The sequence below is a fragment of the Streptomyces sp. NPDC018019 genome (assembly GCF_044327805.1).
GTDB lineage: Bacteria > Actinomycetota > Actinomycetes > Streptomycetales > Streptomycetaceae > Streptomyces.
Genome location: NZ_JBIRGD010000021.1, coordinates 52,034 through 78,410, shown reverse-complemented (window position 1 = coordinate 78,410; position 26,377 = coordinate 52,034). Strand labels below are relative to the sequence as shown.

Annotated in this window: 26 protein-coding genes; 7 read left to right on the top strand and 19 right to left on the bottom strand. The window is 72.2% G+C overall.

Going from position 1 to position 26,377, the window contains the following annotated elements; translation table 11 throughout:
• Positions 1-80 precede the first annotated feature (80 nt).
• Both ACH4FX_RS29790 and ACH4FX_RS29785 read left to right on the top strand, forming a co-directional pair.
• On the top strand, positions 81-746 hold the full coding sequence (locus ACH4FX_RS29790; protein WP_398484116.1) for a DUF6082 family protein: 666 nt from the start codon (positions 81-83) through the stop codon (positions 744-746).
• Between the two features lie 90 nt (positions 747-836).
• Positions 837-1,082: a hypothetical protein gene (locus ACH4FX_RS29785; RefSeq protein ID WP_398484114.1), complete on the top strand. Its 246-nt coding sequence runs from the start codon at positions 837-839 to the stop codon at positions 1,080-1,082.
• A gap of 24 nt (positions 1,083-1,106) precedes the next feature.
• Here the strand turns inward: ACH4FX_RS29785 and ACH4FX_RS29780 are convergent, their stop codons facing one another.
• From ACH4FX_RS29780 to ACH4FX_RS29720, 13 genes are all read right to left on the bottom strand, one after another.
• Complete coding sequence (locus ACH4FX_RS29780) at positions 1,107-1,763, bottom strand: response regulator (RefSeq protein ID WP_398484113.1); 657 nt, start codon at positions 1,761-1,763, stop codon at positions 1,107-1,109.
• Positions 1,760-3,118, bottom strand: a complete 1,359-nt coding sequence (locus ACH4FX_RS29775) for a sensor histidine kinase (RefSeq protein ID WP_398484111.1) — start codon at positions 3,116-3,118, stop codon at positions 1,760-1,762. Before ACH4FX_RS29775 ends, ACH4FX_RS29780 begins: the two co-directional genes overlap by 4 nt.
• A gap of 67 nt (positions 3,119-3,185) precedes the next feature.
• A complete protein-coding gene (locus ACH4FX_RS29770) occupies positions 3,186-3,938 on the bottom strand; it encodes an alpha/beta hydrolase family protein (protein WP_398484109.1) in 753 nt (250 codons plus the stop codon).
• The gene (gene kynU, locus ACH4FX_RS29765; protein ID WP_398484107.1) at positions 3,935-5,119 is read right to left on the bottom strand and encodes a kynureninase; all 1,185 of its coding nucleotides are present in this window, start codon (positions 5,117-5,119) and stop codon (positions 3,935-3,937) included. Before kynU ends, ACH4FX_RS29770 begins: the two co-directional genes overlap by 4 nt.
• A complete protein-coding gene (locus ACH4FX_RS29760) occupies positions 5,112-5,978 on the bottom strand; it encodes a tryptophan 2,3-dioxygenase family protein (RefSeq protein ID WP_398484105.1) in 867 nt (288 codons plus the stop codon). Before ACH4FX_RS29760 ends, kynU begins: the two co-directional genes overlap by 8 nt.
• Before the next feature lie 224 nt (positions 5,979-6,202).
• Positions 6,203-6,616 (bottom strand): DUF3151 domain-containing protein, encoded by a 414-nt coding sequence (locus tag ACH4FX_RS29755; RefSeq protein WP_398484103.1) that lies wholly within the window; start codon positions 6,614-6,616, stop codon positions 6,203-6,205.
• Positions 6,617-7,449: 833 nt separating this feature from the next.
• A complete protein-coding gene (gene fbaA / locus ACH4FX_RS29750) occupies positions 7,450-8,472 on the bottom strand; it encodes a class II fructose-bisphosphate aldolase (protein WP_398484101.1) in 1,023 nt (340 codons plus the stop codon).
• A 195-nt stretch (positions 8,473-8,667) separates the two neighbouring features.
• Positions 8,668-9,210: an orotate phosphoribosyltransferase gene (pyrE, locus tag ACH4FX_RS29745; protein ID WP_398484099.1), complete on the bottom strand. Its 543-nt coding sequence runs from the start codon at positions 9,208-9,210 to the stop codon at positions 8,668-8,670.
• Positions 9,211-9,276: 66 nt separating this feature from the next.
• On the bottom strand, positions 9,277-10,125 hold the full coding sequence (locus tag ACH4FX_RS29740) for an aldose 1-epimerase (protein ID WP_398484097.1): 849 nt from the start codon (positions 10,123-10,125) through the stop codon (positions 9,277-9,279).
• 103 nt (positions 10,126-10,228) lie between these two features.
• Positions 10,229-11,002, bottom strand: a complete 774-nt coding sequence (locus tag ACH4FX_RS29735) for an SRPBCC domain-containing protein (protein WP_398484095.1) — start codon at positions 11,000-11,002, stop codon at positions 10,229-10,231.
• 107 nt (positions 11,003-11,109) lie between these two features.
• On the bottom strand, positions 11,110-12,888 hold the full coding sequence (locus ACH4FX_RS29730; protein WP_398484094.1) for a spermidine synthase: 1,779 nt from the start codon (positions 12,886-12,888) through the stop codon (positions 11,110-11,112).
• Positions 12,889-13,058: 170 nt separating this feature from the next.
• Positions 13,059-13,577: a DUF2617 family protein gene (locus tag ACH4FX_RS29725; RefSeq protein ID WP_398484092.1), complete on the bottom strand. Its 519-nt coding sequence runs from the start codon at positions 13,575-13,577 to the stop codon at positions 13,059-13,061.
• A 300-nt stretch (positions 13,578-13,877) separates the two neighbouring features.
• The gene (locus ACH4FX_RS29720) at positions 13,878-14,171 is read right to left on the bottom strand and encodes a hypothetical protein (RefSeq protein WP_398484090.1); all 294 of its coding nucleotides are present in this window, start codon (positions 14,169-14,171) and stop codon (positions 13,878-13,880) included.
• 271 nt (positions 14,172-14,442) lie between these two features.
• Here ACH4FX_RS29720 and ACH4FX_RS29715 point away from each other — a divergent pair, with 271 nt between their 5' ends.
• Positions 14,443-15,621: a pyridoxal phosphate-dependent aminotransferase gene (locus ACH4FX_RS29715; RefSeq protein ID WP_398484088.1), complete on the top strand. Its 1,179-nt coding sequence runs from the start codon at positions 14,443-14,445 to the stop codon at positions 15,619-15,621.
• 147 nt (positions 15,622-15,768) lie between these two features.
• On the top strand, positions 15,769-16,983 hold the full coding sequence (locus tag ACH4FX_RS29710) for a hypothetical protein (RefSeq protein WP_398484086.1): 1,215 nt from the start codon (positions 15,769-15,771) through the stop codon (positions 16,981-16,983).
• Positions 16,984-17,071: 88 nt separating this feature from the next.
• Here ACH4FX_RS29710 and ACH4FX_RS29705 read toward each other — a convergent pair whose 3' ends face one another.
• Together ACH4FX_RS29705 and clpB are read right to left on the bottom strand one after the other, a co-directional pair.
• Positions 17,072-17,608, bottom strand: a complete 537-nt coding sequence (locus ACH4FX_RS29705; protein WP_398484084.1) for a YbjN domain-containing protein — start codon at positions 17,606-17,608, stop codon at positions 17,072-17,074.
• 144 nt (positions 17,609-17,752) lie between these two features.
• Positions 17,753-20,401: an ATP-dependent chaperone ClpB gene (clpB, locus tag ACH4FX_RS29700; RefSeq protein ID WP_398484082.1), complete on the bottom strand. Its 2,649-nt coding sequence runs from the start codon at positions 20,399-20,401 to the stop codon at positions 17,753-17,755.
• 439 nt (positions 20,402-20,840) lie between these two features.
• Between clpB and ACH4FX_RS29695 the strand changes: the two genes are divergently transcribed.
• From ACH4FX_RS29695 to ACH4FX_RS29685, 3 genes are all read left to right on the top strand, one after another.
• Entirely contained in the window at positions 20,841-21,245 is a 405-nt protein-coding gene (locus tag ACH4FX_RS29695; RefSeq protein WP_398484080.1) for a pyridoxamine 5'-phosphate oxidase family protein, read from the top strand.
• 143 nt (positions 21,246-21,388) lie between these two features.
• The gene (locus tag ACH4FX_RS29690) at positions 21,389-21,637 is read left to right on the top strand and encodes a hypothetical protein (RefSeq protein WP_398484078.1); all 249 of its coding nucleotides are present in this window, start codon (positions 21,389-21,391) and stop codon (positions 21,635-21,637) included.
• A complete protein-coding gene (locus ACH4FX_RS29685) occupies positions 21,634-22,038 on the top strand; it encodes a hypothetical protein (protein ID WP_398484077.1) in 405 nt (134 codons plus the stop codon). Before ACH4FX_RS29690 ends, ACH4FX_RS29685 begins: the two co-directional genes overlap by 4 nt.
• A 60-nt stretch (positions 22,039-22,098) precedes the next feature.
• Here the strand turns inward: ACH4FX_RS29685 and ACH4FX_RS29680 are convergent, their stop codons facing one another.
• The 4 genes from ACH4FX_RS29680 to dnaK are packed head-to-tail and all read right to left on the bottom strand — an operon-like array spanning position 22,099 to position 26,293.
• Positions 22,099-22,551 carry a heat shock protein transcriptional repressor HspR gene (locus ACH4FX_RS29680; RefSeq protein WP_398484243.1) on the bottom strand — a complete coding sequence of 151 codons (453 nt, stop codon included), beginning with the start codon at positions 22,549-22,551 and terminating at the stop codon, positions 22,099-22,101.
• 5 nt (positions 22,552-22,556) lie between these two features.
• Entirely contained in the window at positions 22,557-23,732 is a 1,176-nt protein-coding gene (gene dnaJ, locus ACH4FX_RS29675) for a molecular chaperone DnaJ (RefSeq protein ID WP_398484075.1), read from the bottom strand.
• A 42-nt stretch (positions 23,733-23,774) separates the two neighbouring features.
• On the bottom strand, positions 23,775-24,434 hold the full coding sequence (gene grpE, locus ACH4FX_RS29670) for a nucleotide exchange factor GrpE (protein WP_398484073.1): 660 nt from the start codon (positions 24,432-24,434) through the stop codon (positions 23,775-23,777).
• Positions 24,431-26,293: a molecular chaperone DnaK gene (gene dnaK, locus ACH4FX_RS29665; protein ID WP_398484071.1), complete on the bottom strand. Its 1,863-nt coding sequence runs from the start codon at positions 26,291-26,293 to the stop codon at positions 24,431-24,433. The genes grpE and dnaK overlap by 4 nt, the downstream gene beginning before the upstream one ends.
• Positions 26,294-26,377: the final 84 nt, after the last annotated feature.

Genomic DNA, 26,377 nt, shown 5'->3' with positions numbered 1-26,377 from the left:
CCGTGAACGGAATGGGACCACGCACAGCGATCTGGGTACTGCGGAATCTGGGGGTCGTCCTGGCGGCCGGAGCGGCCTGTGTGCTGTTCAGCCTGGTCATGACGATGGTGCCCGGACTGCGTACCCCGGGAAGTGGCAACGCGGGCCAGGCTTATGGCGCCGCGGCTTCCTCCACTGCCGTACTGGTGTTGTTCTACATGGCGAGGACGCTGCGGCTTCAGCGGGACGAGACCTCGCTGCAACGCCAGGAACTGGAACTGCAGCGCGCCGAGATGCGGCTGCAACGGGCCGAATTGGAGTTGCAGCGCGACGAGATGCGCCGGTCGGCGGGCGAACTGCACCGCAGCGCCGAGGCCGGCCTGCGGCGCCTGCACATGGACCTGCTCAAGATGAGCATCGCCGATCCGGAGCTGGCCGAGGTATGGCCCGAGTTCGCCCCGGGCCTGTCGAAGAAGGAGAACCGGCAGTATCTGTACGCGAATCTGATCTACTGCCACAGCATGCTCGCGCACAAGCTGGACATGCTGAGCGACCGGGAGGCCCTCGGCCACCTGCGCTACATCGTCACCTCGCCGGCTTTCCGCGGCTACTGGGAATCGGCCCGCTTCATGCGCGCCGAAATGGACCCCGATTCGCACGAGCGCCGCTTCGCCGCCCTCGTCGACGAAGCACTGACCCAGACGAACGCACAGGCACCCCACACACCGAATCTGCGTTTGATCGAAGGTCAACACACCGAGCAATAAGACGCTCACAGGTGTAACGGCCTGCACCGAAAAGAAAAACTTCCGCAATTCGGCTCGCGCTGCCGCGTACCACCGGGGTATTCCGGCCCGATGACAGCACTCGATATCTCTCGACGGTTGGGCGCCACTCCCCAGGAGCGCGGCAGCATGGGCAACGGCAGCTGCCCGGACCTCTTCGAGCTGAGCGACGGACGCTTCGCCGTCATCGGCACCGACATGACGGCCGACCTGGACGCGAAGCTGCCGGGCGACGCGAGCCGGGCCGACTACGAAAGGATCGTCGTGATCACCCGCGACACCCTGCTGCGGGCCAAGTCCGACATCGCCCGGCTGTGACCCGGCGGACCGGCCCGCCGCCCCTCAGCCGCCCGGCGTGACCAGCCGGGCCTCGTACGCGAAGACCGCCGCCTGGGTGCGGTCGCGCAGCCCCAGCTTCACCAGAATCCGGCTGACGTGCGTCTTCACCGTCGACTCGGCCACGACCAGATGCTCGGCGATCTCACCGTTGGACAGCCCCTGGGCCACCAGCACCAGGACCTCGGTCTCCCGCTCGGTGAGGTCGCCGACGCGCTCCTGCGTCGGCGGGCGCGGCGTACCGAGCTTGGAGAACTCCGAGATCAGCCGCTTGGTGACGGCCGGCGCGAGCAGCGCCTCACCGTTCGCCACGATCCGCACGCCTTCCGCGAGCTGACCCGCCGAGGCGTCCTTGAGCAGGAAGCCGCTGGCCCCGGACCGCAGCGCCTGGTACACGTACTCGTCCAGGTCGAAGGTGGTCAGCACCAGCACCTTGGCGTCCGCGTCCGCGGCGACGATCTCGCGGGTCGCCTCCAGCCCGTTCATCTCGGGCATCCGGATGTCCATCAGCACCACGTCCGGACGGAGCTCGGCGACCTTGGCCACCGCCTGCCGCCCGTCCACGGCCTCGCCGATCACCTCGATGTCCGGCATCGCGCCCAGCAGCACCGAGAAGCCCTCACGGACCATGACCTGGTCGTCCACGATCAGTACCCGGATCACGCCGTCTTCCCCTCCGCCGCGCCCGGCGCCGTCGACACCGGGATGAAGGCGGCGACCTCGAACCCGCCCTCCTCGGTGTGGTCGGCCGTCATCTCCCCGCCCAGCATCTGCACCCGTTCCCGCATTCCCAGTACGCCGTGTCCGGCCCCCGGCGACGGTTTGGCCAGGCGGCTCGCCCTGCCGTTGACGATACGCAGTCCCAGCCCGCCGAGCACGTACGAGATCTCCACCCGCGCCTCGGCGCCCGGCGCGTGCCGCAGGGTGTTGCTCAGCGCCTCCTGGACGATGCGGTACGCGGACAGCTCGACGCCCTGCGGCAGCGGCCGCGGCGCGCCGGTGATCACGGCCTCGACGACCAGCCCGGCGCTGCGCACGCTCTCCAGCAGCGCATCGAGGCTGGCCAGGGTCGGCTGCGGCGCCTCGGGGTCGGCGTCGGCGAAGGCGTCCGGGTCCTCGGACCGTACGACGCCGAGGATGCGGCGCAGCTCGGTCAGCGCGGCCACCGCGTTCTCCCGGATGGTCGAGAAGGAGGTGGCCAGCTCGGGCGGCGTGTCCTTGACGCGGTACGGGGCGGCCTCGGCCTGGATGGCGATGACGGACATGTGGTGCGCGACCACGTCGTGCAGTTCGCGGGCGATCAGGGCGCGCTCCTCCAGCAGCGTGCGCCGCGAGCGCTCCTCGGCGGTGGCGGTCTGCGTCTCGACCACCTGCTGCCGCTCCTCGCGCCAGGCGCGGATCGCGGCGGCGGGGACCAGCATGATCACCGCGAGCACCGCGTACGCCGCCACGTCCGAGACCCGCCGCGGCACGAGCAGCACCATGACACCGCCCGCGACCATGGTGACCAGCCACATCTCGGCGGCCAGCCGGGGCCGGGTGCGGAGCACGACCAGGGCCATCACGGCGATGTGGGTGAGGGCGCCGACCTCGTACCCGGCGGACCCGGACCCGGTGACGGCGTACACCAGCATCGCGAAGAACAGCGCCGCGCCCGACAGCCAGAACGCGCCGACCGGGCGGAAGAGCGTCAGCGCGAGCGGCGCGGCGAGCAGGAAGCTGGAGACCACCGTGAAGAGGAAGGACAGCGGGCCGGACCGGGCCAGCACGCTCGTGGCCCCGAGGAACACGACGGCGGCGATGCCCACGAGCACGAAGTGCGGGGCCCAGCGCACATGGCGCCGCAGCCGCTGGGGAGCCCACGACCAGCCGGACACCCGCGCGTCGTCCAGGGGCAGCATCGGGCGGAAGGCGAAGGCGTCCACGATCAGGTCCTGGCGCAGCCGGTTCAGCGCCCCGCGGACGAGTCGGGCTTCCGAGCGCAGGTCGTCGCGCTGCGTGTGGGTCGTCTGGTTCACGCTCACCACCGTAAGCAGCGGGCGACCCGCGGGCGTCCCCTCCTGAGCGGATCTGCGGGCCTCCTCCTCAAGTACTACGCAGGGTGGCGAGGAGGACGCGGAAGGCGGCGGTGCCGGGGGTGACCGGCGCATAGTGCCCCGTTCCGGCCTGCTCGCGCAGCTCCGGCCGGGTGCCGCCGGCGGCCCGCGCGGCCCGTGCGTAGCGCCGGGACAGCTCCACGGGCACCTCGGGGTCGGCGGTGCCGTGCAGAATCGTCACGGGCACCGTTCCCGGCAGCCGCCGCACGGGGTCCGCCGCGGCGAGCCGGTCCGGGAGGCCGGGCCCTTCGCCCACGAACTCCGTCACCGCGCCGTCGCTCAGTTTCAGCGTGTGGGCGTGCGCGAGGTCGGCGACGGGCGCCACGGCGACGATCCGCCGCGGCGCGTCCGGGCCGCGGCGGTCCGCCAGGAGCAGCGCGAGATGCCCGCCCGCCGAATGCCCCACGGCCACCACGGGCCGCTCCAGGGCGGCCACCGCGTCCGTCACGTCCTCGTACGTGTGCGGCCAGCCGCCGCCCGCGCCCACCCGCCGGTACTCGGCCAGCGCGACCGGCAGCCCGTGCCGGGCCAGCTCCGCCGCGAGCGGCGACAGGTGGCTGCGGTCGTACGCCGCGCGCCAGAACCCGCCGTGCAGCAACAGCACCACCGGCCCTTCGGCCCCCGGCCCGTACAGGTCGATCACCTGGTCCGGATGCGGCCCGTACACCAGAGTCGCGTCGGGCGCCGCGGGCGCGCGGGCCAGCAGCTCCGCCTCCTCGTCCCCGGCGCCCTGACCGCTCACTCCAGGACCTCGCCCAGCACCTGCGCGGCGCGCGCCACGTCCGCGAACGACGTGTAGAGCGGCGTGAGCCCAAAGCGCAGCACATCGGGGTGGCGGAAGTCCCCGATCACTCCGCGCGCGATCAGTTCCGCCATCACCTTGCCCGCGTCCGCGCAGGCCAGCGCGATCTGGCTGCCGCGCAGCCGGTGCTCGGACGGCGTGACACAGCGCACCCGCCCCTGCCGTATGTACGGGTCCACGCACTCCAGGAAGAAGTCGCCGAGCGCGAGGCTCTTGGCCCGTACGGCCTCGATGCGTACGCCGTCCCAGACGTCCAGGGCCGCTTCCAGAGCGAGCATCGACAGAATGTCCGGGGTGCCCACACGGCCGCGGGTGATGCCGTCGGCCGGGGCGAACGCGACGTCCATGCTGAAGGGCACGGCATGTGAGTTCCAGCCGGGCAGCGGCGAGTCGAAGCAAGCCTGGAGCTCCTCGCGCACATACAGGTACGCGGGCGCGCCCGGCCCGCCGTTGAGGTACTTGTACGTGCAGCCCACCGCGAAGTCCACGCCGTGCGCGTCCAGCCGGACCGGCAGGGCGCCCGCGCTGTGGCACAGGTCCCAGACCGCCGCCGCCCCGGCCTCGTGCAGCGCGGCGGTGATACCGGGCAGGTCGTTGAGCCGCCCGGTGCGGTAGTCGACGTGGTTGACCAGCGCGAGCGCGGTACGCGGGCCGGCCTCGGCGGGAATCCGCTCGGCCGGCAGGGCGCGCAGCGTGCAGCCCGTCATCCGCGCGGCGGACTCCGCGATGTAGCCGTCGGTCGGGAACGACGCCTCGTCCGCCAGGATCTCGTCCCGGCCCCCGCCGGCCATCCGTACCGCGCCGACCACCGCCTTGAAGACGTTGACGCTGGTCGAGTCGCCGGCCACCACCTGTCCCGGCGCGGCGCCCAGCAGCGGGGCGATCCGGTCGCCGACCCGCTCCGGCGCGGTCCACCAGCCCGCCTCTTCCCAGGAGCGAATGCGCAACTCGCCCCACTCGCGGGTGATGACCTCGGCGACCCGGCCGGGAACGTGACGGGGCAGCGCCCCCAGCGAGTTCCCGTCCAGATACACGCAGTCGTCCAGGACGAACCTCTCCCGTACCGGGCGGAGTTCGTCCTCCTCGTCCAGCGCCGCGGCGCGCTCCGCGTGCTCAGACATGGCTGCGCGCCGTCCACAGCTCCGGAAAAACGTTCTTGCTGGCCCGTTTCTCCAGCCAGGCCACACCCGCCGAACCGCCGGTACCCATCTTGGCTCCCATCGCCCGCCGTGTCGCCACCAAGTGGTCGTTGCGCCAGCGCCACACCAGCTCCGCGACATCCGTCAACGCCTCGCCGAGCCGCACCAGCTCACCGTCGCGCGGCCCCGCGTACACCTCGGCCCACACGGCCTCGACCCGCGCGTCCGGCTCGTACCGCGCCGTCACCTCGCGGTCCAGCACCTCGCCCGGAATCGCATACCCCCGGCGCGCCAGCAGCCGCAGCACCTCGTCCCACAGGCTCGGCTCCTGCAACGCCTTCTCCAGCTCCGCGTACTCACGCGGCGCCCCACGGTGCGGCACCAGCATCGACGCCGACTTCTCGCCCAGCAGGAACTCCAGCCGCCGGTACATCGCCGACTGGAACCCCGACCCCTCGCCCAGGGCCCCCCGGAACGCGTTGAACTGCGCGGGAGTCAACCGGGCCAACGGCTTCCACGCCGCGTTGAGCGCCTCCAGCTGATGCGTCGAACGCTCCAGCGCCTCCATCGCCACCAGCAGATCGTCCCGGCGCAGCGCCTGCGCCGCGGTGTGCCACTCGTGGACGATGACGGTGAACCACAGCTCCATCACCTGCGTCGTGACCAGGAACGCCATCTCGCCCGGGTCGTCGGACAGCGGGTGCTGGAGGTGGGTGAGCACGTCCGCGTGGACATAGTCCTCGTACGGCGTCGTGCCCGTGCTCCCGATGCTCAGATCGGGCCGCCGCGGGCCGGCCTCCGGCTGCGCCGGCTCTCCCTGCGGGGCGGACTGCTGCGACATGAGGAACTCCTCGATGTGCTGGCTTCCGGGTAGCGGTCCGCTCCTTCCCGTCGGCAAACGGAGCCCCGGTCCCCTCGGGCACGGACTCTCCCGGCCCATTGGCATCATCCGTGCTCCGCGGAAGGCGCGCAAGAGGCCGCCGGCCGTGCGCGAAGGGCCGGTCGCGCATGCGCGACCGGCCCGCTGTCTTCTCCGGCCCTCAGCCGGAAGCGCAGTTCAGCGCCTTACGAAAGGGTGTCCGCCGCGGTCGGCGACGACTCCCGCAAGAACGTCGTGCAGCGCTCGTACTCCTCCTGCTCACCGATCGCCTGTGCGGCCCGGGCGAGCGCGTGCAGAGCCCGCAGGAAACCCCGGTTGGGCTCGTGCTCGAACGGCACCGGCCCGTGCCCCTTCCACCCGGCCCGGCGCAGGGCGTCCAGCCCCCGGTGATAGCCGGTACGGGCGTACGCGTAGGACTCGACCGTACGCCCCGCCTGGAACGCGTCATCGGCAAGCTGCGCCCAGGCCAGCGAGGACGTCGGATACTTCGCCGCGACATCCGCCGGCGCGGCCCCCGAAGCGAGGAGCTCGCGGGGCTCGGGGTCGTCGGGCAGTTCGGTCGGGGGCGGTCCCCCGAGGAGGTTTTCGTGAATGGCCATGCCTATCAGTTTGCCAAGGGTTCCCGGGGGCAGCCGCAGATTCCCGACGGCAGTCGATGTTGGGACCTCGGAGGGCCCGGACCGTTCGCGCTGCGCATGCCGCTGTCGCGGCGGGTGGGGGTGTGGGCCTTCGCGCTGCGCGTGGTTCGCATGTGGTTTCGTTGTGGTGCGGGGGCGTGCAGGGGGCCATCTCTCCCCCAGCCTTCGGCCGGGGGGACCCCCACGGCGCCGTTGAGCCCTGGCGGGGGTATTCGGCAACCTAGTCGCCCGGTCGTCCTGCGGGGATGGCCCCCTGCACGCCCCCTCCGGTCGTTGGGCGTGCTCGACCCGGTGGGGGTGGAAAAGAACGGTGACCGGGGCGGGCGCCCACCAGATGGCGGGGCTCGCGTACGCGTATGCGCCGGCCGGGGCCCACTCCGCGCGGAGCAGAGTGACGCCCGTGGTGTCAGTGCCTCGCCACGACGGCGGGAAAGTCGCCTACGGCGCGGGCTCGGGGACACTCCGGGGTCTCCCCGCAGGACGACCGGGCGACTAGGTTACGTATTACGCCCGCGCGGGCTCAACGGCGCCGAGGAGAGACCCCGGAGGGGCCCCGAGCCCCCACCCACCGGACCTGAAGCGAAAAGCTGCACACCCACCGGGCGAGCTTTACAGGCCCGCCCCTGCCGGAGGCGAACGGCGCACCCCCACCAGGCGAGCTTCACAGCCCCGCCCCCGCCGGAGGCGAACGGCGCACCCCCACCAGGGCGCGCCGTTTGTCCCGCCCACCCCGCCGGAGGCGAAACGCGAACGGCCCCGCGTTCAGGCTGAACGCGGGGCCCTGGTGGCGCCGGTTACTTGATCTTGGTGCCGGTGGAGCGGAGGTTCGCGCAGGCTTCCGTGACGCGCTTGGCCATGCCGGCCTCGGCCAGCTTGCCCCAGCTGCGCGGGTCGTAGGTCTTCTTGTTGCCGACGTCGCCGTCGACCTTCAGGACGCCGTCGTAGTTGCAGAACATGTGGTCCGCGATCGGCCGCGTGAACGCGTACTGCGTGTCCGTGTCCAGGTTCATCTTCACGACGCCGTTCTCCAGCGCCGTGGCGATCTCCTCCGCCGTGGAGCCGGAGCCGCCGTGGAAGACGAAGTCGAAGGGGGACTGCTTGCCGTACTTGCCGGCCACGCCCTCCTGGAGGTCCTTGAGGAGCTCGGGGCGGAGCACCACGTTGCCCGGCTTGTAGACGCCGTGCACGTTGCCGAACGAGGCGGCCAGCAGGTAGCGGCCCTTCTCGCCCAGGCCCAGCGCCTCAGCCGTCCGCAGCGCGTCGTCGACGGTGGTGTACAGCTCGTCGTTGATCTCGTGGCTGACGCCGTCCTCCTCGCCACCGGTCGGGGTGATCTCGACCTCAAGGATGATCTTCGCGGCGGCGGCCTGGGCCAGCAGCTCCTGGGCGATGGTCAGGTTGTCCGCGAGCGTCTCCGCGGAGCCGTCCCACATGTGGGACTGGAACAGCGGGTTCTGGCCCTTGGCCACCCGCTGCTCGGAGATGGCCAGCAGCGGACGGACGTAGCCGTCCAGCTTGTCCTTCGGGCAGTGGTCGGTGTGCAGCGCGACGTTGACGTCGTACTTCTCGGCGACGATGTGCGCGAACTCCGCCAGCGCCACCGCGCCGGTCACCATGTCCTTGTTGTGCTGGCCGCCCAGGAACTCCGCGCCGCCGGTGGAAATCTGGACGATGCCGTCGCTCTCGGCCTCGGCGAAACCACGCAGCGCTGCGTGCAGAGTCTGCGTCGAGGTCACGTTGATGGCCGGGTAGGCGAACTTGCCTGCCTTCGCCCGGTCCAGCATCTCGTTGTAGACCTCGGGAGTTGCGATGGGCATCTGTCCGCTCCTTGTGATGTGCGGGTGTGCGTTCTGGGCCCTGACCAGGGGGCGACGACATCGCCGTAGCTCATCTTCCCAGACTCGGCCGTTTGCTCCACATCCCGTACACGCCACCCGCACGCAAAGGGGTGGCCGGTTTCACGTGAAACCAACCACCCGTTTGCGATAACCGCTGGTCAGCGCGGCGCACCGTCAGGCAAGGCCAAGATCGCCCAGCTGGTACCCGGTGATGTACGTCAGCCCCGCATCGGCGATGGCCGACTCCGCCCCGCGATCCACGATCGTGGCGACCGCGACCACCTCCGCACCCGCCTCACGCGCCGCCTCGACGGCGGTCAGCGGCGAGCCGCCGGTGGTGGAGGTGTCCTCGACCACCAGGACCCGACGGCCCTTGATGTCCGGGCCCTCGATCCGCCGCTGCATCCCGTGCGTCTTCTGCGCCTTGCGGACGACGAACGCGTCCAGCCGCCGGCCGCGCGCCGCGGCGGCGTGCAGCATCGAGGTCGCGACCGGGTCGGCACCGAGTGTGAGCCCGCCGACCGCGTCGTAGTCCAGGTCGGCGGTGATGTCCAGCATCAGCTGCCCGACGAGGGGCGCGGCCGCGCCGTCGAGGGTGATCCGGCGCAGGTCGATGTAGTAATCGGCTTCCTTGCCGGAGGAGAGCGTCACCTTGCCGTGCACCACGGCCTTGTCCTTGATCTGCCGCAGCAGATCGCCGCGTACGTCGTCAGTCATGCGCACGAGCTTAGAACGTGGCCCGGGCCCCGGCCGGACACCGGTGGGGCCGGGGGCCACCGGCGGTCAGGACAGGGCGCGCCAGGACCACGTGGTGGAGATCTCCAGCGGTTCGATGGGCGTGACCAGGCGCGGCGCGGTGTTGAGCCCGTTCGGCGGGCCGGACTGCGGCTCCACGCACACCGCCGCCTCCTGCTCGTCGTAGACGACCACCCATTCGGCGCCGCTGGTGACCTTCAGCTCCAGCCGGCCCGGCCAGGTGAGGGTGACGTCCACGCCGTCCGGCATGCCGAAGCAGTCGTCCCAGGGGCCCGGTCGCGGGTCGATCCGCTGCCCGGTGGGCAGGTGGTCCTCGCCCCGCTCCTCCTGCCACGCGGCGGCGAAGCCGATCCGTACGTCCTCGCTCTGCCGCCCTTCCTCACCGAGCCGGCGCAGGAACCACGGGTGCCAGCCGGCCTGGGCCGGGAAGGAGTCGGCGCTCGCCTCGACGCCCATGGTCAGGGTGAGGGAGCTGCCGTCCTCGGCCAGCTCGACCAGTTGGGTGACGCGGCCCGGGTACGGCCAGGGCGCGGCGGCCGGGTCGAGGAGGTCGTAGGTGAACACGGCGCTGGTGGCGTCCGCGCGCGCCGTCTTCCAGGCGACGTTCCGGCCGGTGCCGTGGATGGCGTGCGGCGGGGAGTTGAGCGGCATCTGGTGGACCTCGCCGCCGTTGCGGAAGCGCCCGTCCCTGATCCGGCCGCACCACGGCACCATCGGGAAGGAGCCGTACTTGGCGCCCTGCCGCAGCACTTCCGTGCCGCCGATGCGCAGGCTCGCGAGCCGGCAGCCGTTGGCCGGGTCCACGGTCAGTTCGGTGTCGCCGGCGGCCAGTCGCACCTGCCCCGGCGAGGCGTTTCGCGTGTCGTTGTCACTCACGGTCCGACCCTAACGGGGTGCCCGCGCGGTACGGCGGTGCGCAGGCGCGATGTCGCGCGCAGCTCAGGCGAGTGCCCGCCACGGACCGGCCGCCCGCCCCCGCTCAGCGCCGTCGCCGCAGCACCCGCCCCACCACGACCGCAGACGCCAGCGCGAGCGCCGCCGCGGGGGCCGCCCAGCGCAGGGTGGCGGAGGTGGTGGCCGACTGCGGGGCGGGGACCGGTGCGTACCGGCCGCGCGGCGGCGCGTGGTCGACCTCCTCGGCACTGCGGCCGATCATCGTGCGGCGCGCGTGCGCGGCCTCGGCGGGCGCCGTACCGTCCTGGTCGTCGTCGGCCAGCGGGTCGAGCGACGGGGGCGGGACCTCGGAGTCGAAGACGCCGGTGGCGGCGGGCGGCGCGGCCGGCACGTCGGCGTCCCGTTCCTCGGGCGGGTTGTCGGTGAGGTCCGCCGCGAGGTTGGCCGCGAAGCGGTCCAGGACGCGGCGGCCGGCCGACTCGGCGGCCTGGTCGGTGGCCTCCGCGAGACGGCCGGTGCTGGTGACCGTGCCGGTGCAGCTCAGGACCGTGGCGCCGGTGTCGTCGGGCGCGGTGGCGAGCCGTACGGTCAGGGCCAGCTCGGCGGAGCCGTCGCCGCGCGACTCGATCCCGCTCGCCTCGACGGTGACCGTGCCGGTGTCGCGGGCGGTGACGGTCAGCGTGCCGCGGTAGGTGATCGTGGAACTGCCGATGCGCAGGCGCAGCCGTCCGCCGGGGGTGCCGGGGTCCGCGTCGGCGTCGAGTTGGCACCCGGGGATGCAGCGCGCCACGCGCTCCGGCTCGGTCAGCGCCTGCCGCACGGTCTCGACGGGAAACGGAACGTACACCTCGTGCTCCATGGCAAAGGAGCCTACCCAGCCCTCCCGGCACACGTGCCCGGTCCGGCACCATTTTTCTCCGCGCCACCGGTCCGGCCCGGGTCCGCGGGCGTCCGGCCCACCGGATGTCAGTCCAGGTGGCGCGGGTGCATCAGGGTGGACGGCGGCAGGCCGTCGATGCGGTCGTGGCGGGCGGCGCGGCCGGCGGCCCGCAGGCCGTCGCGGGTCAGCGAGTGCAGCGCGGGGGCGTCCGGCGCCAGGTCCAGTGACGGTGTGCGGCGCGCGGCCAGGACGAAGCCCCAGCCGCAGGCGGCGCGGCCGGCGCCGTGCGGGACCGGGGCGCAGGAGCGTTCCGCCGCACCGTCCGGGCCGGTGCGCCGCCCCGGGATCCAGTACGGGCCGGTCCGCAGGCCCACGGCTCGTACGGTCGCCTCCACCGTCCAGTACGAGCGCGGCCGGACCTCGGGCTCCCCGGCATGCACCACCAGCCGGCCGTCCGCGGCCAGCGCGCGGGCCGCGAGGCCGTAGAACTCCTGGGAGTAGAGCTTGGTGCTGGCCGTGCCGGACGGGTCCGGGAGGTCGGCGACGATCACGTCGTACGGTCCGCCGTCGTGGGCCGCTCCGCCCCGCCGCAGCCACTCGAACGCATCGCCGGTGACCGTCCGCACCCGCGGGTCGTCCAGCGCGTGCCGGTTGAGCGCGGACAGCCCCGGGTCCGTGCGGGCCAGCCGGAGCACGCCCGGGTCGAGTTCGACGACCGTCACGGACCGCACGCCGGAATAGCGCAGCACCTCGCGGGCGGCGAGCCCGTCACCGCCGCCCAGCACCAGCACCCGGTGGTGCGGGCCGCCGGACATGGCCGGGTGCACCAGCCCTTCGTGGTACGGGAACTCGTCGCCCGCGCTGGCCCGCAGCCGCCCGTCCAGGTAGAGCCCGAGCGGCCCGCCCGCCGTCCCCGGCGTCCCGCCGGCCCCCGCCGGCCGCTCCCGCTTGGCCGCGCCGCGGCCCGAACTGCCCCGGTAGTCGGCCGGGTCCGTGTCCCCCGCCCGGCCGGTGCGGCCGGTGGCGGCCGGGCCCGTCCCGCCGGTGATCACCACCTCCTGCACGCCGGTACGGACCGCGACCCGCGCCGCCGACCCGTACACCGCGTCCCGCGCGGCCCGTTCGAACGGGGCCACCAGCACCGTCCCGGCGGCGAGCAGCGTCAGGACCAGGACGTTGGCGGCGATCAGCGTCCAGCGGGACCGTACGGACAGGTCGCTGCGGAAGAGCCAGAGCACCAGCCCGCCCCCGGCCACCGCGTTGACCGAACCGGTGAGCAGGGCGCCGGAGACCTGGCCCAGGACGGGCAGCAGCAGGAACGGGAAGGCCAGGCCGCCGACCAGGGCGCCGACGTAGTCCGCGGCGAACAGGTCGGCCACCGCGCCGCCCGCGTCCTGGCGGCGGACCCGCTGGATCAGGGTCATCAGCAGCGGCACTTCGGCGCCGATGAGCATGCCGATGGCCAGGGAGAAGGCGACCAGGACGGAACGGGACTGGCCGAACCAGGCGTAGCAGGCGTAGAGCGCCATCGCGGAGAAGCCGCCGACCAGCGCGAGGACCGCCTCCAGCGCGCCGAAGCCGACCGCCGCCCGGCAGCGCAGCCGCTTGGCGAGCAGCGACCCGACGCCCATCGCGAACACCATGACGGACAGCACGACGGAGGCCTGGGTCACCGAGTCGCCGGTCAGGTAGGAGGCCAGGGCGACCAGTTCGAGTTCGTAGACGATGCCGCAGGCGGCGCAGACGAAGACGGTGGCCAGGACGAGCAGCCGGCCGGCCCCGGCGGATACGGGCAGTCGCGCCGGACCTCTGGTCTCCGCCGGAAGGGGGGAACCGCGGTGGACTGGATCTGGCGGGTCGATCATGTCGTGAACGCTACGTGACGCCTGGGTGGCCCTACGTCACCCACACGAGCGTAGTGGGCGTTCCACACCGGCGACTTGGCGCACGTGCGTCACGCCGGCCCGGGCCGTGAGCCAGTCGCCCGGCCCGGCCCGCGAGCCGGCGGGCCGGGCCCGGTGCGCGCGGCGGGCCGTCACAGTGCCGCCGTCATCCGGACGCCCACCCGCGTGCGCGTCGCGACCAGACGCCCCTCCTGCGGATAGGCGTGCCAGGTACGCCAGCGCACCTGCCCGTCCTCGCGCTGCGCCAGCATCGCGGTGAACGCGTGCGGCGAGCCCGGGAACGTTCCGGCAAGGCCGTGGGGGTGTTCGGCGACCAGGGCGAGCAGTTCCTGCGCGCGCCCGGCGAACGAGCCGTGCGAGAGCGTCTCGACGTGCGCGGCGAATTCGTATTCCCAGTCGCCGATGCGTTTCGCCACGCCCAGCGGGAGCGGGGTGCTGCTGCCGGGTATGCAGGCGACCGTCTCGGAGCAGGTGCCGCGCTCCTCCTCCAGGAGCACCTGGTGGGAGGCCCCGAGCAGCCGCAACTGGACGTGCACGTCGGCGAGTTCCAGGTCGAGCACGGCGAGAGCCGGCAGCGGCTCCCTGCCCAGCGCCCAGGCCAGGTCGGAGGCACGGGTGTCGGTGTAAGCCGTTTTCAGGGTCGTGAGCATGGGTCGGCTCCGCAAGCACGCAGTGGATGGTGGGCCGGCCTGCCCCGGAGACGGGATCAGGTGGTGTCTGTCTGCCGGCTCGTGCCCACGTGGGGTCCGAGAACTGGGATTCTCTAAGGAGAGGGAATCATGAAAAGAGCGGGGCCCACAGCGTTTTTACCCATCTTCGTAGGGTTTCCATCCCTCAGAGGGCCACTCAGTTCAGTTGTTCAACAGCCCACCGTCCAGCGGGCGTTGGCCCCACCCGGCGCATATGCGGAGATGAATGGTCCGCCTGCATGTGTACGGGGCAGCAACGCGTCAGGAACCGCCGCCGCAGCCCCCTCCGCCGCCACCGCAGGACGAGGACGAGTGCCCGCCCCCGCCGCCCCCGCAGGAGGAGTGCCCGCTGCCGCAGGAGGAGAGCCCGCCGCAGGAGTGGCCATGGTGGTGATGTCCGCCGCCCGGCCCCGGGTCACCGGCCACCCACCAGCCGGTGCCGTCCCGCCGGCCCTTGCGGAGGCTGCGGCGTCCGTCGTCACGGCTCTGCGCCGCGACGGCCACCAGCGCCGCGACCACCCCGCAGATCACCAGGAAGACCATGAAACCCATCATTGCCCCACACTCCTTTCCGTCCCCCGAAGCGAGGCACCCGCTCCGGCACCGCCCGTACCCGGCCGGCCCGGAGCCCGTCGTACATGTCCCTGAATCCCTCTCCGTTCCGCGCTGATCCACTCCGGTGCGATCCGGCGGGTACCGGTGCGTCCGGTCCGCCCGCCGGACGGCCCGCACCGCGACGTGCCGTCGGTGCGGCTCTCATGCCCTGACCGCACCGGCGGCAAAGCACAGTTGAGGAAGTCCAGAGGTTCGACGGAGGATGGCGGACATGTCACGACCGCTGCTCAACCGCCGCCTCGCCGAGTTCGGTACGACGATCTTCGCCGAGATGTCCGCGCTCGCCGTACGCACCGGATCGATCAACCTGGGACAGGGCTTCCCCGACACCGACGGGCCCGAGGAGGTCAGGGAGGCGGCGGTCCGCGCACTGCGCGACGGCCGCGGCAACCAGTACCCGCCCGGCCCCGGCGTCCCCGAACTGCGCGCCGCCGTCGCCGCGCACCAGCACCGCTTCTACGGCCACCTCGGCATCGCCCCCGACCCCGACACCGAGGTCCTGGTCACCGCGGGCGCCACCGAGGCCATCGCCGCCTCGCTGCTCGCCCTCCTGGAGCCCGGTGACGAGGTGATCGCGCTGGAGCCGTACTACGACTCCTACGCCGCGTGCATCGCGATGGCGGGCGGCACCCGCGTCCCGGTGACGCTGCGCCCGTCCGCCGAGGACGGCACATACGCCCTCGACCTCGACGAGCTGCGCGACGCCATCACCGACCGCACCCGCCTCATCCTCCTCAACACCCCCCACAACCCCACCGGCACCGTCCTCGACCGCGCCGAACTCACCGAGATCGCCCGCCTCGCCTGCGAGCGCGACCTGCTGGTCATCACCGACGAGGTCTACGAACACCTCGTCTTCGAGGGCGAGCACATCCCGCTGGCGTCCCTGCCCGGCATGCGCGAGCGCACCGTCACCATCGGCTCGGCCGGCAAGACCTTCTCCTTCACCGGCTGGAAGGTCGGCTGGGTCACCGCGTCCCCGGAGCTGATCGGCGCCGTCCGCTCCGCCAAGCAGTTCCTCACCTACGTCTCCGCGGGGCCGTTCCAGTACGCGGTCGCCGAGGCGCTGGCGCTGCCGGACAGCTACTACACCGGGCTGCGGGACGATCTGCGCGCCAAGCGCGACCTGCTGGCCGACGGCCTCGCCGCCGCCGGTTTCCGCGTCTTCCGCCCGTCCGGCACGTACTTCGTCACCACCGACATCCGCCCCCTCGGCGAGGAGGACGGCTTCGCCTTCTGCCGCGCCCTCCCGGAGCGCGCCGGCGTCGTGGCCATCCCCAACGCCGTCTTCTACGACCACCAGGACCAGGGCGCCCCGTACGTCCGGTTCGCCTTCTGCAAGCAGGAGAAGGTCCTCCGGGAAGCGGTCGACCGCCTCCGCGGCCTCTGAGCGGACCCGGCCCCGCGCGCCCCTGTGCACCACCCGGCCGGCCTACAGGGGTCGCGTGGCGGGCGGGCGGCACCGAGAGTCGTGGTGTCGGGGTGCGCCGGGCGCCTGGGCCCGGTGTGGGGCCGCCGCGCGTACCGGAGGTGTTTCGTGTCCGCCGAGACCGTCGACACCGCAGCCGCCGCGCCACGGCCCGGCTCCGTACGCGTCCACGTCCGGGCCGCGCTGCGCCGCGCGGCGCCGGCCCTCGCGCTCTTCGCGGCCATCCGCCTCGCGGGCGCCCTGTGCACGGCCCTGTGGGCCTGGCGCACCGGCCGCCACCCGCGCAATCTGCTCGGCGCCACCTGGGACTCGAACTGGTACCTGAGCGTGGCCCGGTACGGCTACGGCTCCCCGACACCCCACCACATGTGGCCCCCGGAACCCCTCGCCGACCTGGCCTTCTTCCCCCTGTACCCGGCGCTGATCCGCGGTCTGTCCGCCGTCGTGCCGGGCGGCGCGCTCAACGCCGGGCTGCTGCTCGCGTGGACGGCCGCCGCCGTGGCCGCCTGGGGGATCTTCGCGGTCGGCGCGCACCTGTACGGGCGGCGCGCCGGCACGTTCCTCGTGGCGCTGTGGGCCCTGGTCCCGCACGCCGTCATCGAGTCGCTGAGCTACACGGAACCGCTGCTCACCGCGCTGGCCGCCTGGGCGCTGTACGCGCTGCTCACCGACCGCCCGCTGTGGGCCGGGGCGCTGGCGGTCCTGGCCGGTCTGGCCCGGCCGAACGGCCTCGCGGTCGCCGCGGCGGTGATGGCGGCGGCGGCCGTACGGACCTGGCGGCGCGGGCGCGACCGGGACGGCCCCGGACCGCGGCAGGGACGCCCCCTCCGGCACTACTGGGCAGCGGCCCTGATCGCCCCCACGGGCTGGCTCGCCTACGTCCTGTGGGTGGGCGCCCGCACCGGCGCCGGGCCGCGCGGCTACTTCCAGGTGCAGGAGATCTGGGGCTCCCGCTTCGACTTCGGCCGGGACACCCTGCGGTCCGTGAAGCGGCTGTTCCTGCACGACGGGGCGCTGGTGCAGCCCATGGCGGCGGCGGTGATCGCCGCGGCGTTGCTGCTCCTCGTGCTCCTGGTGCTGGACCGGCCGCCGTTGCCGCTGCTCGTCTACGCCGCCGTACTGGTGGCGATCGCGCTCGGCGGCACCGGTTACTTCCCGTCCAAGCCGCGCTTCCTGCTGCCCGCCTTCCCGCTGCTCCTCCCGGCGGCGGTCGCGCTGGCCCGCGCCCGGCCGCGCACCGTCGTGCTGGCGACGGGCTCGCTGGCCGTGCTCTCCCTCGGCTACGGCCTGTACCTGCTGACCATGGCGCCCGAGCCGCTGTGAGCCCGCCCGGGAACGGCGGCGGGCCCCGGAGCGGATCGCTCCGGGGCCCGCCGGTGCCTGCGGCGCACGGCCTGCGGCGGCGCGGAGGCTACGCCTCCTCGTCACCCGGCTTCGCGTCGCCGTCACCCTCGATGTCGGCCTCCAGGCCGAGCTGCTCGACGATCCACTTGTCGAACTCGATCGACGCGCGGACCCAGCTGACCGTGCTCGACACGAAGTGCTCAAGCGCGACGCCGGTGCCGATCAGCATCGACGCCTCGCCGATCAGGCGGACCGTGCCGTCGTCGTGGGTGTGGGTGTACGCCTTGGGCCACAGCGTCCGGCGGTTCCAGTCGTCGATCGCCTCCAGCAGCTTCGGCTTGTCGTCGATGCCGTGCGGGCGGTCGTAGAACGTACGGACGGAGAAGATCTGCTGCTCCTCCTCGCCGCGGAACATGAAGTACGTGCGGAACTGCTCCCACGGGGCGGCGAGGTCACCCTCGTCGTCGACTACGTACTTCAGCTCCATCTGGTCGAGGAGCTGCTTGACCAGGTCCTGGTCGGGCAGGACGGGACCATCAGGCCCCGACGGCTGCGGTTCGGGCTGGCCCCCGAAATTCGGGATCGAGGACGGGTCGATGCTCACCGTGGAATTCCCTTCGTATGGTCCTCGCCATCCTCCCCCATCCCGGCCCCGTCCTGGCAAGCCCGCCGCCCCCTCTCCGCTCTGGGCCGAACCGGCCCGGCGGAAAGGAAGGCGGCGGAACACCCGTGACCGGTCCGGTGCGCCTTACCGTACGGGGCCGACGACCAGCGAGCGGCCGTCCTCGGCGACGTCCACTCGTACGGTGTCGCCGTCCCGCACCTCGCCCGCCAGGATCGCCTTGGCGAGCTGGTCGCCGATGGCCGTCTGGACCAGGCGGCGCAGCGGGCGCGCGCCGTAGGACAGGTCGGGCCCCGGGAAAGCCTCCTGAGGCTGGTCCACGACCGGCTCCTGGCCGAGCCAGGCCAGCCAGGTCAGGGCGCGGTCGGTGACGTCCAGCGTCAGCCTGCGGTCGGCGAGCCGGCGCTGGAGGTGGCCGATCTGGATGCCCGCGATCCGCTGGAGCTGGTCGGTGCCGAGCGGGTGGAAGACGACCAGGTCGTCCAGCCGGTTCAGGAACTCCGGCCGGAAGGACGCCCGCACCGTCTCCAGGACCTTCTCCTTCTTCTGGTCCTCCTTCAGCAGGGGGTCCATCAGGAAGGTGGAGCCCAGGTTCGAGGTCAGGATCAGGATCGTGTTGCGGAAGTCCACCGTGCGGCCCTGGCCGTCGGTGAGCCGGCCGTCGTCCAGCACCTGGAGCAGAACGTCGAAGACCTCGTGGTGGGCCTTCTCCACCTCGTCCAGCAGGACGACGCTGTACGGGCGGCGGCGGACCGCCTCGGTGAGCTGGCCGCCCTCCTCGTAGCCGACGTAGCCGGGCGGGGCGCCGACCAGCCGGGCCACGCTGTGCTTCTCGCCGTACTCGCTCATGTCGATCCGGACCATCGCCCGTTCGTCGTCGAACAGGAAGTCTGCGAGCGCCTTGGCCAGCTCGGTCTTGCCGACGCCGGTCGGGCCGAGGAAGAGGAACGAGCCGGTGGGACGGTCCGGATCGGCGATCCCGGCGCGGGTACGGCGCACCGCGTCCGAGACCGCCCGGACCGCCTCGGCCTGGCCGATCAGACGCTTGCCCAGCTCGTCCTCCATGCGCAGCAGCTTCTGCGTCTCGCCCTCCAGCAGGCGGCCGGCCGGGATGCCGGTCCAGGAGCCGACCACGTCCGCGATGTCGTCCGGGCCGACCTCCTCCTTGACCATCGAGGACTTGGCGTCCTGGGACGCCTCCTGCTCGGCCTCGGCCGCCGCGGCCTCCTCCAGCTCCCGCTCCAGGCCCGGGATCTCCCCGTACAGCAGCTTGGAGGCGGTGTCGAAGTCACCGTCGCGCTGGGCGCGCTCGGCCTGGCCGCGCAGCTCGTCCAGCTTCTCCTTCAGCTCGCCGAGGCGGTTGAGGCCCTGCTTCTCCTTCTCCCAGCGGGCGGTCAGGCCGCGCAGCTCCTCCTCCTTGTCGGCGAGGTCCTTGCGCAGCTTCTCCAGGCGCTGCACGGAGCCGGCGTCGGTCTCGTTCTTCAGCGCCAGCTCCTCCATGCGCAGCCGGTCGACGGAGCGCTGGAGCTCGTCGATCTCCACGGGCGAGGAGTCGATCTCCATACGGAGGCGGGAGGCCGCCTCGTCCACGAGGTCGATGGCCTTGTCCGGCAGGAAGCGGGAGGTGATGTAGCGGTCGGAGAGGGTGGCGGCGGCGACCAGCGCCGAGTCCGCGATCTGCACCTTGTGGTGCGCCTCGTACCGGCCCTTGAGGCCGCGCAGGATCGCGACGGTGTCCTCGACGGTCGGCTCGGCGACCAGCACCTGCTGGAAGCGCCGCTCCAGCGCCGGGTCCTTCTCGATGCGCTCGCGGTACTCGTCCAGGGTCGTGGCGCCGACCATGCGCAGCTCACCGCGGGCCAGCATCGGCTTGAGCATGTTGCCCGCGTCCATCGCGGAGTCGCCGCCGGCGCCGGTGCCGACGACCGTGTGCAGCTCGTCGATGAAGGTGATGATCTGGCCGTCGCTGGACTTGATCTCCGCGAGGACGGTCTTGAGCCGTTCCTCGAACTCACCGCGGTACTTCGCGCCCGCCACCATCGCGCCCAGGTCCAGCGCCACCAGCCGCTTGTCGCGCAGCGACTCGGGCACGTCGCCCTTCACTATCCGCTGCGCCAGGCCCTCGACGACGGCGGTCTTGCCGACGCCGGGCTCGCCGATGAGCACCGGGTTGTTCTTGGTGCGCCGGGAGAGCACCTGCACCACCCGGCGGATCTCCTGGTCCCGGCCGATGACCGGGTCCAGCTTGCCGTCGCGCGCCGCTGCCGTGAAGTCCGTGCCGAACTTCTCCAGCGCCTTGTACGTGCCTTCCGGGTCCGGGTTGGTCACCCGCCGGCCGCCCCGGCTGTCCTCGAAGGCGCTCAGCAGCTTCTTGGCCGTGGCGCCCTGCTCCGCCAGCAGCTCGCCGGTGCGGCCGCCCTTGGCGGCGATGCCGATGAGCAGGTGCTCGGTGGAGATGTAGTCGTCGCCCAGCTCCTTGGCGCGCTGTGCGGCGTCGGCGATGACGGCCAGCGTGTCCCGGTCCGGCTGCGGCGGGGCGACGGTCGAGCCCTGCACGCTGGGCAGGGCGGCCAGCTGGCGCTCGGCGCCGGAGCGCAGCGCGACGGCGTCCGCCTCGACGGCGGCCAGCAGGTCGGTGACGTTCTCGTTGTCCGTGCCGGCGAGGAGGGCGAGCAGCAGGTGCGCGGGGGTCATGTCCGCGTGTCCGGCCGTCACCGCCCGCTCGTTGGCGGCGCTCAGCGCCTCGCGGCTCTTGTTGGTCAGCTCGGCGTCCACTCGCGCGCTCCTCCTTGTGCTCGTGTGCGTGGTCGGTGCCGCGGTCCGCGCGGCCAAACCTGCTCAGATCAACGTCCGATAAGTTGAGTCTATTCCACTCAAGGCCGATCCGGACACCGTACGGCGTCTTCCGGCCCTTCTACGGGTGCACCGGGGACGGCGGGCCATGCCGTTCGCGGCCCTTCCGGTTTGCCCGTGCAGGCCCCCGGGACCCGCCGTACGGGCACCGCCGACCCCCGTACACCCCCGCCCGACCTGCCTCCGTCGCCCCGGCTTCGGCCGGCCCTGGCGGCCATGGAACCGGGCGCTCCCGCCTCCGTCCTCGCAACACATACGGCGCTTTTGCGGCATCTCCCCGTTGGCTCCACGCTGCCTTCACGGTTCCTTTGCAGCCCCTGCGCACGGCATCCCCACAGGAACCCCAATTACTCTTCCGCTCATGGCCCACGACCTGGATGACCTCAGCCCCGAGTACCTCGCCTTCTGGAGCGAGCACCTCATGTGCACGCTGACCACCCTGCGCCCCGACGGCACGCCCCACGTCGTCCCGGTCGGTGTCACGTTCGACGCGAACCAGCGCATCGCCCGTGTGATCACCCGTAAGGACAGCGCCAAGGTCGGCCACATCCTCGCCGGGGGCCCGGACGGCGCCCCGGTCGCGGTGTGCCAGGTCAGCCGCAAGCGCTGGGCCACCCTGGAGGGCGTCGCCCGCATCCGTACGGACGCGGACGTGGTGGCGGACGCGGTACGGCGCTACGCCGAGCGGTACGGCCGCACCCCGACGCCCAAGCCCGACCGGGTGATGGTGGAGATCACCGTGACCCGGGCGCTGGGCCGCGCGTAGCTCACCGGCCGGCCAGGTCCGTACCTGGCCGGATTCGGACGGCGTGGTTCCACCGCGGTACCCGCCCCTGCTATGCCGAACGCGGAAGCCCACCGCTCGCGAAACGACACCCCGCGGAGCGAAGCACGGCAGCTGGAGAGCGTATGGCGTCTGCATCCCGCACCGGACCGGCCCCCGCCCGTACCGGCATCCGCGCTCCCGCACCCCGCCACCGGCCCGTCCGCGCCGAGCTGTGCCCCCGCTGCGGCGGCCAGCTCGCCGTGAACCAGGACGGCTGGGCGATCTGCCATGCGTGCGGATACGCCTCACCGCCCGGCACCGCCCCTCCACCCCGGCACGCGCACGGCGGTATCGTCACTCCCACACTCGCCACGTCCCGGGGGGCACGATGAACTCGGTCCGAGTGACGGCGATCGCCTGCCTCATGCCGCTGTCGGGGCTGGACGACGATCCGTTCCTGGTGGACGACCGCAGCCAGCACGCCATGTGCACCCGCTGGGCCGAGGCCCGCGACTACGACCTGACCTGCCGGCTGAGCGTGCACCAGCTCCGCGCCGACCACGCCGCGCTGTGGCAGGACGTGGAGGCCGGGCTGGTGGACGTGTTCGTCGCCCCCAACCGCCGCGCCCTGGAGAACGCCATCGCCTCGGCCGACGAGTTCACCGCCCGCTGCGCCGCCGCCGGCGTCCGCCTGGAGATCGCCGACTACGACGAGCCGGTCTACACCAGCGCGATGAAGTCCCAGGTGCACCGCCGCCTGTCCATGCCGACGGCCGGCTACAACGGCTGCTGACACAGCGGCGGGGCCGGGCTGCGCTGTGCACCCCGGCCCCGGCCTGCGGTCGATGCCGGCCTACTCGGACCGCCTCTTCGGACGCCACACGACCAGCGCGCCGGTCTGCTGCACATCCTGATACGGCACCAGGTCCCGGCGGTACGAGGCGTGCACGGCCGCCTCCCGCTGCTGCATGGCGGCAGCCGCGCCCTCGACCGCGTGCTGGAGCTCGGCGACCCGCTGCCGCAGGGCCGCGACCTGGTTCTCCAGTTCGATGATGCGCTTGATGCCGGCGAGGTTGATGCCCTCGTCCTGCGACAACCGCTGCACTTCCCGGAGGAGTTCGATGTCCCGGGCCGAATAGCGCCGGCCGCGCCCCGCCGTACGGTCCGGCGAGACGAGGCCGAGCCGGTCGTACTGCCGCAGGGTCTGCGGATGCAGACCGGAGAGCTGAGCCGCGACGGAGATGACATACACCGGCGACTCTTCGGTCAGTTCATACGGGTTCCGACGCCCGCCCCGGCCATCCATCCGACTCATGCTCCCTTCGCGGCCTGGAACAGCTCCGCCCGCGGGTCCTCCCCCGCGGTTGCCTCACGGTAGGCCTCCAACGACTCCCGTGCCGTGTCGCCGAGGTCCTTGGGGACGCTCACCTCGACGGTGACCAGCAGGTCGCCGCGGGTGCCGTCCTTGCGCGTCGCACCCTTGCCGCGCACGCGCATCGTACGTCCGTTGGGAGTCCCGGCCGGCAGTTTGAGCGTCACCGGCGGGCCGCCGAGTGTCGGCACCCGCACCTCGCCGCCCAGCGCCGCCTCCGGGAAGGTGACCGGCACGGTGACGGTCAGGTTGTCACCCTTGCGGCCGAAGACCGGATGGGCGTCGACGTGCACGACGACGTACAGGTCGCCGTTCGGGCCGCCGCGCTCGCCCGGGGCGCCCTTGCCGCGCAGCCGGATGCGCTGCCCGTCGGAGACGCCCGCCGGGATACGCACCTGCATCGTGCGCGAACTGGTCGCCCGACCGCTGCCCTTGCAGACGTCGCAGGGCGTCTCGGCTATCAGGCCGCGGCCCTTGCAGTCCACGCACGGGTCGGTGAGCGAGAAGCCGCCACCGCCGCCGCGGCTGACCTGCCCGGTGCCGACGCAGGTCGGGCAGACGCGCGGCGTGCCGTTCTTGTCGCCGGTGCCCGAACACGCCTTGCACGGCGCCTGGCTGGACATCCGCAGCGGGACCGTCGCCCCGTCCGCCGCCTCGGTGAAGCTGAGCGTCACCTCGGACTCGACGTCCTGGCCGCGGCGCGGCTGCGTACGCGTACCACCACCGCGGTTGAACAGGCCGCCGAAGACGTCGCCGAGCCCGCCGCCGAAGCCGCCGCCCGCCGAGCCGCCCTGCGCGCCGCCTCCGAAGAGGTCGCCCAGGTCGAAGTTGAACGATCCACCACCGGCGCCGCCGGGGCCCGCGCGGAAGCCGCCGTTGCCGAACAGCGCCCGCGCCTCGTCGTACTCCTTGCGGCGCTTGGGGTCACCGAGGATGTCGTTGGCCTCGGAGATCTCCTTGAAGCGCTCCTCGGCCTTGGCGTCCCCCTTGTTGGCGTCCGGGTGGAACTCCCGGGCCAGCTTGCGGTACGCCTTCTTGATCTCCGCCTCGGTGGCGTCCTTCGGGACGCCGAGGACCTTGTAGTAGTCCTTCTCCACGAAGTCCTTGGTGTTCATCCCCGACGTCCCTCCTCCCGTACTGCTTCTTCCGCCGCCGCGTCAGCCCTCGTCCGGGCCACCGCTCTCCTCGTCCGAAGCCTTGGCGTCGTCCTCCGAGGCGGCCTTGCCGGACTGCGCGCCCGGCTGCGGCTCGGCCACCGCGACCCGCGCGGGGCGGATCGTTCGTTCACCGATGCGATACCCCGGCTGGAGGATGGCGACGCACGTGGTCTCCGTGACATCCGGAGCGTACGAGTGCATCAGCGCCTCGTGGATCGTCGGGTCGAAGGGCTCGCCCTCCTTGCCGAACTGCTGGAGGCCCAGCTTGGCCACCACGGTCTCCAGCGACTCGGCCACCGACTTGAAGCCGCCGACCAGCTCGCCGTGCTCCCGGGCCCGGCCGACGTCGTCGAGCACGGGCAGCAGCTCGGTGAGCAGATTCGCCGCGGCGATCTCCTTCACCGACACCCGGTCCCGCTCCACCCGACGGCGGTAGTTCTGGTACTCCGCCTGGAGCCGCTGGAGGTCCGCGGTGCGCTCGTTGAGCGCGGTACGCACCTGGTCCAGCTGCGCCGTGAGAGCTACGTCCTGGTTCGCTTCCCCGGCCGGGGCCGAGCCCGCCTTGTCGGCGGACTCGGCCTGCGCCGCGTCATCAGGGGTCTGTGCGGCTTCGGCGGGGACGTCGGGCTTCTCCTCGAAGCCCGGAGTCTCCTCCGTCACGCGGCACCGTCCTTCTTCGGCTTCTCGTCGTCCACGATCTCGGCGTCGACCACGTCGTCGTCGGCCTTGGCCTGCTGGCCGGCACCGGCGGCGCCCTCGGCACCGCCCGCGGCCGCACCGGCGGCCTGGGCGTCGGCGTACATGGCCTGGCCCAGCTTCTGGCTGACCGCGGCGACCTTCTCGGTCGCGGTGCGGATCTCGGCCGTGTCCTCGCCCTTGAGCTTCTCCTTCAGCTCGGCGACGGCGGTCTCGACCTCGGTCTTCACCTCGGCGGGGACCTTCTCCTCGTTGTCCTTGAGGAACTTCTCCGTCTGGTAGACGAGCTGCTCGCCCTGGTTGCGGGACTCGGCGGCCTCGCGGCGGCGGTGGTCCTCGTCCGCGTACTGCTCGGCCTCCTGGCGCATCCGGTCGACCTCGTCCTTCGGCAGCGAGGAGCCGCCGGTGACGGTCATCTTCTGCTCCTTGCCGGTGCCGAGGTCCTTCGCCGCGACGTGCATGATGCCGTTCGCGTCGATGTCGAAGGTGACCTCGATCTGCGGCACGCCGCGCGGGGCCGGGGGCAGACCGGTCAGCTCGAACATGCCGAGCTTCTTGTTGTACGCCGCGATCTCGCGCTCGCCCTGGTAGACCTGGATCTGCACGGAGGGCTGGTTGTCCTCGGCGGTGGTGAAGATCTCCGAGCGCTTGGTCGGGATCGTCGTGTTCCGCTCGATGAGCTTGGTCATGATGCCGCCCTTGGTCTCGATACCGAGGGACAGCGGGGTGACGTCCAGCAGGAGGACGTCCTTGACCTCACCCTTGAGGACACCGGCCTGCAGCGACGCGCCGATGGCGACGACCTCGTCCGGGTTGACGCCCTTGTTGGCGTCCTTGCCGCCGGTCAGCTCCTTGACCAGCTCGGCGACGGCCGGCATCCGGGTCGAGCCGCCGACCAGGACCACGTGGTCGATCTCGGACAGCTCGATGCCGGCGTCCTTGATCACGTTGTGGAACGGGGTCTTGCAGCGCTCCAGGAGATCCTGGGTCAGCTGCTGGAACTGCGCCCGGGTGAGCTTCTCGTCCAGGTGCAGCGGGCCCTCGGCGGAGGCGGTGATGTAAGGCAGGTTGATCGTCGTCTCGGTGGAGGACGACAGCTCGATCTTCGCCTTCTCCGCGGCCTCGCGCAGGCGCTGGAGCGCCATCTTGTCCTTGGACAGGTCGACGCCGTGGCCGTTCTGGAACTGCTTGACCAGGTAGTCGACGACGCGCTGGTCCCAGTCGTCACCACCGAGGTGGTTGTCACCGTTGGTGGCCTTCACCTCGACGACACCGTCGCCGATCTCCAGCAGCGAGACGTCGAACGTACCGCCACCGAGGTCGAAGACCAGGATGGTCTGGTCGTCCTTCTCCAGGCCGTAGGCCAGGGCCGCGGCGGTGGGCTCGTTGACGATGCGCAGGACGTTCAGGCCCGCGATCTCGCCGGCCTCCTTGGTGGCCTGGCGCTCGGAGTCGTTGAAGTACGCCGGAACGGTGATGACCGCGTCGGTGACCTTCTCGCCCAGGTAGGCCTCGGCGTCCCGCTTGAGCTTCTGCAGGATGAAGGCGCTCATCTGCTGCGGGTTGAAGTCCTTGCCGTCCAGGTTCACCTTCCAGTCGGTGCCCATGTGGCGCTTGACCGACCGGATCGTCCTGTCGACGTTGGTGACCGCCTGGCGCTTGGCGACCTCGCCGACCAGCACCTCGCCGTTCTTGGCGAAGGCGACGACGGACGGCGTGGTCCTGGCGCCCTCGGCGTTGGTGATGACGGTGGGCTCACCGCCTTCGAGAACACTGACGACGGAGTTCGTCGTGCCCAGGTCGATGCCGACCGCACGTGCCATTTCGATTCCTCCATGACTTGAGTGGAACAGGCTCAAGGGTGCAGCACGTCCAGCGTCCTGTCAATTGACCTGAGCCGGGCTCAC